The following is a 6,781-nucleotide window of genomic DNA, read 5'->3' on the forward strand; positions in this document are numbered from 1 at the left end:
CAGGCGATCGCGGCGGACTGGCGGGACGACCCCGACACCCTGTCCTGAGGTCGCAGGAGGCCGTGTGGCACGGTCGGCGCGCCAGACGCGGGCGGTAGCGGTCTGGTGTCGACGATCGCTCACATCGATGCATGATTCTTGATCGGCAATTCTGTTATACGTCGATCTTCACGGTCCTATCGCGGCAATCTCGTTGCATCCGCTCATTCAGGGAGACGGGTTGAGGTCGACACCGGCGCGGGCAAGCAGGCCGGACGTGATCGCCACTGTCCGTTGTCTGATCCAGAGGGCCCGGATCGCCTACCGCTGGGAGGGTCGGCCCACCATCCGACGTCTCACGTGACGCCTATTGCCGGGCGCTCTTAACGATGTGTATCTGATGCTCCTGCCACAACACCAGATTCACATCGTTCCCAAAGAGCGTGCGGCAATAGGGACGCGGCGTCGCGGGGCTATCGCCGGGCGTTCTCAATCTGGAGGCGCGGGGAGGTCACTGGGAGAAGATCGTCAGGACGGCGCTTCGCAGGGTGGTCAGGCGGGCATCGGCCTGGCTGCGGGCGGCAGCGAGAGCCGTTGCGTCCGCGCTGGGATCGACCGGGACGGTTACTTCCAGGTAGATTTTGATCTTTGGTTCGGTGCCGCTGGGACGCACGACCACCCGTCCGCCATCCGCGAGGCGAAAAATCAGCACATCGGAAGCTGGTAGTGCGGCAACTTTGCTGTCCTTGATGGTGTTCTTGATGGTGTCTTTGATGGACGGGCCGGCAGCGAGATCACGCACGTCGACGACCGCTGCATCGCCGATGCGGGTCGGGGGCTCCGCCCGTAGCATCCTCATGATCGAAGAAAGCTGCCCGGTATCGGTGATGCGGACCGACACCGCGGCCGTGGCGTGCAGGCCGCACCGGCGGACAAGGTCGTCGAGCCGGTCGAGCAGGGTGCGACCACGGCTCTTCTCCGCCGCGGCGATCCCGGCGATGGCCAGCGCCGCGGTGATCCCGTCCTTGTCGCGGACGAGGCCGGGCGCTACCGCGTAGCCGAGCGCCTCCTCGTACCCGAAAACGAGGCCAGCGCCCGCCCGCATGATCCACTTGAAGCCGGTGAGGGTCTCGATGCACGCCACGCCGTACGCGGCTGCGAGCGTGGCCAGAGCGCGGGAGCTGACCACCGTCGTCGCGACCGGGCCGGGGCGGGTACGCAGCACATGGTCGGCAAGGAGCAGCCCGACCTCATCGCCGGTGAGGATGCGCTCGCCCACCGCGACCGCACAGCGATCCGCATCCGGGTCGTTGGCGATGACCACGTCGGCGGCCACCGCCCGGCCGAGGGCGAGGACCCGGTCCATCGCCCCAGGCTCCTCGGGGTTCGGGAACGCCACGGTCGGGAAGTCCGGGTCGGGTCGCGCCTGCTCGGGGACCATGAACGGTGGGGCGAACCCCGCGCGGGTGAACACCGCACGCAGCGTGTCCGCACCGACGCCGTGCAGCGGTGTGTAGGCCACCCGGAGGTCCGCGGCGACGCTCATGCCGTCGGTCATGCCGTCCGTCGCGTCGCTCGTCGTGCCGCCGGTCATGTCGCCCGCGGGCCACAGCGCCGCCGCCTCGATGTAGCTGGACCGGATCTCGTCACCGAGTCGCGTCCAGTCATCGCTCAAGGGGATGGAGGCGGCCGGTCCGACGGCGTCGATCGCGGCTTCGATCATCGTGTCGACCGGAGCGATGATCTGCGCTCCGTTTGCCGGGTCTGCGGCCGGTGCGCCCAGGTAGACCTTGTACCCGTTGTCGGTTGCCGGATTGTGGCTGGCGGTAACCATGATCCCGGCGTCCGCGCCGAGCTGGCGTACCGCGAAGGCGAGCACCGGCGTGGGTACCGGCACCGGCAGCAGGGCGGCCCGTAGTCCCGCGCCGGCCAGCACCCGGACGCTGTCGAGCGCGAACCGCTCACTGCCGTGCCGGGCGTCCGCGCCGACGACGACCAGCGGCGCTGCCCGGCCCGGATCCGGCGAGCGCAGCCACGCCGCGAGTCCCGCCGCCGCACGTCGGACGACCGCGGTGTTCATCCCGGCGGGACCGGCGCGAAGTGGCCCCCGCAGCCCCGCCGTGCCGAACCGGAGGGCACCGGAGAATCGGGTTCGCAGGGCCGGAAGGTCACCGGCTTCGAGCGCACGGGTAAGTTCCGCACGGTCGGCGGGCTCGGGGTCACCCGCGATCCAGTCCCGGACCCGGGCGACGAGATCGCAATCCGCCTCAACCATGGCGGCCGGGTCGGCTTTGGCGGCCGGGTCGACTGTGTCGGCCGGGTCGACCGGGTCGGCTGGGTCGGCTGGGTCGACCATTCACCGCGGCGGGCCCGCTCAGAGCCTGGTGACGACCGCGGCGAGCAGCGAGCCCATCCGCTCGGCGGCGGCGGCACCGGCGGCCAGCACCTCACGGTGGTCGAGCGGCGTGCCGCTCATACCGGCCGCGAGGTTGGTCACCAGAGACAGGGCGAGCACGTCGGCGCCTTCGGCCCGGGCCACGATCGTCTCGTGGATGGTTGACATGCCCACCAGGTCCGCGCCGAGCGTCCGCAGCATCCGGATCTCGGCCGGCGTTTCGAAATGCGGCCCAGGCAGGCCCGCATACACCCCCTCGGTGAGGGTGGGATCGACAGTGCGTGCCAGGTCACGCAGACGCGGGGCATAGGCGTCGGTGAGATCGACGAACCGCGGACCGATCAGTGGGCTGCGCCCGGTGAGGTTCAGATGATCGGCTACGAGGACCGGCTGGCCGACGCTGTAGTCCTCCCGGAGCCCGCCCGCGGCATTGGTGAGTACCACCGTGGACGCGCCGGCGGCGCACGCCGTCCGAACGCTGTGGGTGACAACAGACAGATCATGATCCTCATAGGCGTGGACCCGGCCGAGGAAGAGCAGCAGGTGGCGCCCGCCGAGCGTGACGGAACGAACTTTCCCGGCGTGGCCGGGCGCGCGTTGCGGCACGAAGCCACCGAGCTCGGTAACGGTTGTCTCGCCGGCTGTTCTACCTGCCGCGGCCAGCACGTCTGCCGCCGGCAGCCATCCGGACCCGAGAATCACGGCAACGTCATGACGCTCGATCCCGGTGAGCTCGGCCAGACGCGCCGCCGAGGCCGAGGCATCCGATGCCTGGAGGGTGGGCCGCATGCGGCGACTGTAGCTTCTCCGGGGACCTTGCCTGGGAGATGGGGGAAGCGCCCGGCTGGGACGGGGGAAGCGCCCCGGCTAGAGCGGCCAGTCCCACGCCACTCCGTAGTGAAGGCCGCGGGAGAGCTCGACGAAGCCCTTGCGTACGTAACCCAGACCGCTCGGCCGGAGCCACTGATGCTCGTTGTCCGGATGCAGCCGGGTCTCCGGGCCGAGCACACCGGCGAAGTACCACAGCCGATCCGGCGTCGTCGCCGGATCGAACTGTACCTGCAGTATATACCGGTTGTCCTGTTGTGCTTTCGGCACATAACTCAGCACGGGGACCATCTCACGGTCGCTCTGCACCCGCAGCCGGTAGGCAAAGGAAATACGGCGGCCGGGCGGAAGAGCCGCCGGGAATTCGAGTTCGGACACCTGGTGCCCGTTCGAGGTGAATGCGGACCGGCGGACCACGCAGTTTGCCAGTGGTTCCAGGAAGACCACGCCGGGCCGGGGGTCGCTGTGATAGCGGGACGTGGCGACGTAATGATCGACACCGTCGTCGAGTGCGACCAGCGACCGGAACACCAGAACTTCCGTGAGGAACCGACCGGAGAGCCGGACCAGGATCTCGGTCCGGTCGAGAGAGAACCGGTGCGACCCGGCTTCCAGAAGATCTCCGATCCCGTCGTTTTCAAGATATTCTCGCCAGCCGTCGCGGATGTTCAGCTCCGCGACCCGTTGCTGTAGGAGGAGCGCCACCTCGCTCGTTCCCCGATAGAACCATTCACGAACGGTGCGCTCGTGCCTGCCCCGCCGGCGGGCGAGTGCGTCGATACGGGCGGTCAGGGACGGATCGCCCGGATTTTCACCGTCGATGTTGAAACCGACCTGTGCCCCGGTGCGCAGCTTTTCCTGGGATAGCGCGTGACAGCACTCGGTTATGATTCGCTGTAATGCCGTCGCGCGCTGACCGTCGGTCCATTCACCTGGTGTTCCCGGTAGTTTCACCAGAGGTGAGCCGGCTATTTTCTCGAGGTTCAGACCACGTCCGGTCGAGAGTGCGACGAGCTCCGCCCTGATCGTCTCCACGGTTAACTGGGTCATGGCGTTGTGGGTCATGGGTCAGCCCCGTTCCCGTCCTGACTCGGGCCTGTGGACGCGCGAAAGGAGCCGTGATCGCGCACCGTTTGGCCTACCCGCCCGTCGGGCTCCGGGCATGCCCCTCGCGGTCGGGCGATATGAACCGGCGCGGCGGTGCGCTGGTTCGACCGGCGGCGAAGAGCTGTTGAGCCGTGGAGCCTCCCGTGGAAAAGAGTAGACGTTGTGGGCTTCCGATGTGTGCACAGTCGACGAAAGACGAAGAAGGCACGATGTATTGTCTGGATTATCTGTTTTGTGTATCCGCGATGCGGATTATCGGGTTGGCCCTCCCTGCCGCAGGCCCCGGCGCAGGCCCCGGCCCAAGCGCAGGCCGCCGTGTTGATCAGCGTGGAGGCGGCGGTGACGCGCGTGGCAACTGTGAGGCGCGCACGCGGGGGCCGGCTTTCCCTACCATCTGGCCATGAGCGAGCGTCTGTCGGAGTCCGGCCAGCCGATCAAGTCTGTGTACGGTGCACCCGATCTTCCTGAGGATCTGTCGGAGCGTCTCGGCGCGCCTGGCGAGTATCCGTTCACCCGGGGCGTCTACCCGACCATGTACACCGGCAAGCCGTGGACGATGCGGCAGTACGCGGGCTTCGGCACCGCGCGGGAGTCCAACGAGCGTTACCACTCGCTCGTCGCCGCCGGCACCGGCGGGCTTTCCGTCGCCTTCGACCTGCCCACCCAGATGGGCTTCGACTCCGACGAGCCGATCGCGCACGGCGAGGTCGGCAAGGTCGGCGTGGCGATCGACTCGATCGAGGACATGCGGTTGCTCTTCGACGGCATCCCGCTCGACCAGGTCTCCACGTCGATGACCATCAACGCGCCCGCGTCCGTGCTGCTGTTGCTCTACCAACTGGTCGCCGAGGAACAGGGCGTTCCGGGTTCGAAGATCACTGGGACGATCCAGAACGACGTCCTCAAGGAGTACATCGCTCGCGGCACCTACATCTACCCGCCGGCGCCGTCACTGCGGCTGGTCTCGGACACCTTCGCCTACTGCCGCAACGAGATCCCCAAGTGGAACACGATCTCGATTTCCGGCTACCACATGGCTGAGGCCGGGGCGACCCCCGCCCAGGAGATCGCGTTCACCCTTGCCGACGGCATCGCCTACGTCCGGGCGGCGATCGAGGCCGGGCTCGTGGTCGACGAGTTCGCACCGCGGCTGTCGTTCTTCTTCGTCTCCCGCACGACCCTGCTGGAGGAGGTGGCGAAGTTCCGCGCCGCCCGCCGGATCTGGGCGGACGTGATGAAGAACACCTTCGGTGCGACCAACCCCAAATCGATGATGCTGCGCTTCCACACCCAGACCGCCGGCGTGCAGCTGACCGCGCAGCAGCCCGAGGTCAACCTCGTCCGGGTCGCGGTGCAGGGCCTCGCGGCCGTGCTGGGAGGCACCCAGAGCCTGCACACGAACTCCTACGACGAGGCCATCGCCCTACCCACGGTCAAGGCTGCGACGCTGGCGCTGCGTACCCAGCAGGTCCTCGCCTACGAGACGGACATCACCGCCACCGTCGACCCGTTCGCCGGCTCCTACGCGGTCGAGGCGCTGACCGACGAGGTCGAGCACGCCGCCCGTGAACTGATGGAACAGGTCGAAAAGCGCGGGGGAGCGGTCGCCGCGATCGAGCAGGGCTACCAGAAGAACGAGATCGAGAACTCGGCGTACGCGGTCCTGAAGGGCATCGAGGACGGCTCGCGGACCGTGGTCGGCGTCAACCGGTTCCGGGCCGAGCAGGAGGACCGCTACGAGCCGTTGCGGGTGGACCCGTCGATCGAGGCCGACCAGGCCGCCCGGCTGGCCACACTGCGGGCCGACCGCGACAACGCCGAGGTGACACGCTGCCTGGACGCGGTCAAAGCCGCCGCGCAGGGGACGGACAACGTCCTCTATCCGCTCAAGGAGGCCCTGCGCGCCCGCGCCACCGTCGGTGAGGTCTGTCACGCTCTGCGCGCGGTCTGGGGGGTGTACCGTCCCGCCGACGCGTTTTAAGCCCGCCGGGCGCAGGTGTCAGGTGGCCTTGTGATACCTACAGGGCTGTTTGGTATCACAAGCTAGCGCCAGTGATAGGTAGGTATCACAACGCCGGGGCGTGATGGATGTGTTACGGAAGGGGTGCGGTTGGGTCGCCTTCGATCGCCTGGAGGATGCCGTTCGCGACGAACAGGCGATTGCGGACGCGGCCCGGTACCTCCGTGAGGATTCCGCTCTCCACCAACTTCGTGACGGTCAGGCTGGCGGAACGATGCGTGACAGCGAGAATGCCCCGAGCTCGGCTGATGGTCAGTGCCGGGACGTCGAACAGTGCGTCCACCAGCACTCCCAACAGCGCGGACGAGCGCGCGGTGCTGACTCGGGCACGGTAGTCGTCGCGCAGGCTCTGTAGCGAGACGGAACGACGCACCGCATCCCGGGCCTGTTCGGCGACACCGCGGAGGAAGAAACCCACCCTGCCGGCCCAGCCCCCGCGGGTGGAGACCCGC

At 68.1% G+C, this 6,781-nt stretch carries 4 protein-coding genes and 1 pseudogene; 1 reads left to right on the forward strand and 4 read right to left on the reverse strand.

Going from position 1 to position 6,781, the window contains the following annotated elements:
* Positions 1-490: 490 nt before the first annotated feature.
* The 3 genes from U9983_RS14175 to U9983_RS14185 form a co-directional block, all read right to left on the reverse strand.
* Positions 491-2,254, reverse strand: a complete 1,764-nt coding sequence (locus U9983_RS14175; protein WP_322754483.1) for a phospho-sugar mutase — start codon at positions 2,252-2,254, stop codon at positions 491-493.
* A 99-nt stretch (positions 2,255-2,353) separates the two neighbouring features.
* The gene (locus U9983_RS14180; RefSeq protein WP_322754478.1) at positions 2,354-3,163 is read right to left on the reverse strand and encodes a purine-nucleoside phosphorylase; all 810 of its coding nucleotides are present in this window, start codon (positions 3,161-3,163) and stop codon (positions 2,354-2,356) included.
* A 78-nt stretch (positions 3,164-3,241) separates the two neighbouring features.
* Positions 3,242-4,267, reverse strand: a complete 1,026-nt coding sequence (locus U9983_RS14185) for a hypothetical protein (RefSeq protein ID WP_322754479.1) — start codon at positions 4,265-4,267, stop codon at positions 3,242-3,244.
* Between the two features lie 442 nt (positions 4,268-4,709).
* Between U9983_RS14185 and U9983_RS14190 the strand changes: the two genes are divergently transcribed.
* The gene (locus tag U9983_RS14190; RefSeq protein WP_322754480.1) at positions 4,710-6,290 is read left to right on the forward strand and encodes an acyl-CoA mutase large subunit family protein; all 1,581 of its coding nucleotides are present in this window, start codon (positions 4,710-4,712) and stop codon (positions 6,288-6,290) included.
* Positions 6,291-6,402: 112 nt separating this feature from the next.
* On the opposite strand, the pseudogene U9983_RS14195 reads toward U9983_RS14190, so the two are convergent.
* A pseudogene (locus U9983_RS14195) lies at positions 6,403-6,781 on the reverse strand (Fic family protein); the annotation flags it as partial.

Origin of the sequence: Protofrankia sp. Cas3 (assembly GCF_963555955.1) — a bacterium.
GTDB lineage: Bacteria > Actinomycetota > Actinomycetes > Frankiales > Frankiaceae > Protofrankia.

Excerpts from the sequence above, each read along its gene's own strand:
- U9983_RS14180 (WP_322754478.1), bottom strand. The coding sequence starts at position 3,163 with ATGCGGCCCACCCTCCAGGCATCGGATGCCTCGGCCTCGGCGGCGCGT.
- U9983_RS14190 (WP_322754480.1), top strand. The coding sequence starts at position 4,710 with ATGAGCGAGCGTCTGTCGGAGTCCGGCCAGCCGATCAAGTCTGTGTAC.
- U9983_RS14185 (WP_322754479.1), bottom strand. The coding sequence starts at position 4,267 with ATGACCCACAACGCCATGACCCAGTTAACCGTGGAGACGATCAGGGCG.
- U9983_RS14175 (WP_322754483.1), bottom strand. The coding sequence starts at position 2,254 with ATGGTTGAGGCGGATTGCGATCTCGTCGCCCGGGTCCGGGACTGGATC.